This is a genomic window from Methanocalculus natronophilus, from assembly GCF_038751955.1.
GTDB classification, from domain to species: Archaea; Halobacteriota; Methanomicrobia; order Methanomicrobiales; family Methanocorpusculaceae; genus Methanocalculus; species Methanocalculus natronophilus.
In genome coordinates this window covers 1-850 of sequence record NZ_JBCEXH010000030.1, presented here as the reverse complement: position 1 = coordinate 850, position 850 = coordinate 1, and the positions used below count along the sequence as shown (strand labels likewise).

At 33.1% G+C, this 850-nt stretch carries 1 rRNA gene; it reads left to right on the top strand.

The window, feature by feature from the left end:
- Positions 1–592 precede the first annotated feature (592 nt).
- Positions 593–850 (top strand): 16S ribosomal RNA (locus ABCO64_RS10180); the annotation flags it as partial.

Below are 850 nucleotides of genomic sequence, written 5' to 3'. Positions count from 1 at the left end.
CAATTTGGATATTACGGACCACAAAGAGGAGATAAAGAAGCAACAATTAGTGTTTATGCTCAACACCAAAAAACAACCGATTATATTGTGAACTTTATTCAAGAGGTATTAAATGAATAAAGTAAAAATTATTTTTATATAATTCTTCAATATTTCTTATAGTTATCTTGAATATAGAAGTGCTTTTTAGTGAATATAACAATCAATTTAAAACTGTTAAGCAAGATAACATAACAGCATTAAATGTAATGATAAAGCGTTTTTTGAGACTTAGGGCGTATACTTTGTTTAAGGTTAAAATAAACGCAATAAAAAAGTATATAAAACTGTTGACTTTAAATCTTTAAAGTTATATACTCTTTATTGCGGGCCAAGGAAATAAGCAACATTGGCACGGCAAATAAGGCGAAAATTTAAGCGAAAAAAGACTTCAAAAAGCTATTGACACATTCCTTAATATGTAGTAAATTATAGGAGCGCTTAAAAACGCATTGGTCTTTGAAAACTGAATAGAACAAAGAATTACTTTTGAGTTTAAGAAAAGCAATACCAAATCAAACTTTAGCTGAGAGATCAGTTAACATATTTTTATGGAGAGTTTGATCTTGGCTCAGGATGAACGCTGGCGGCATGCCTAATACATGCAAGTCGAACGAAGTTTACTTCGGTAAACTTAGTGGCGAACGGGTGAGTAACACGTAAGGAACCTACCTTAGAGATGAGAATAACTTTGGGAAACCAAAGCTAATACTCAATAAGATAATCGAACGCATGTTTGATTATTTAAAGGCGCTTTTGGCGGCGCTATAAGAGGGCCTTGCGCAGCATTAGCTAGTTGGTAGGGTAGAGG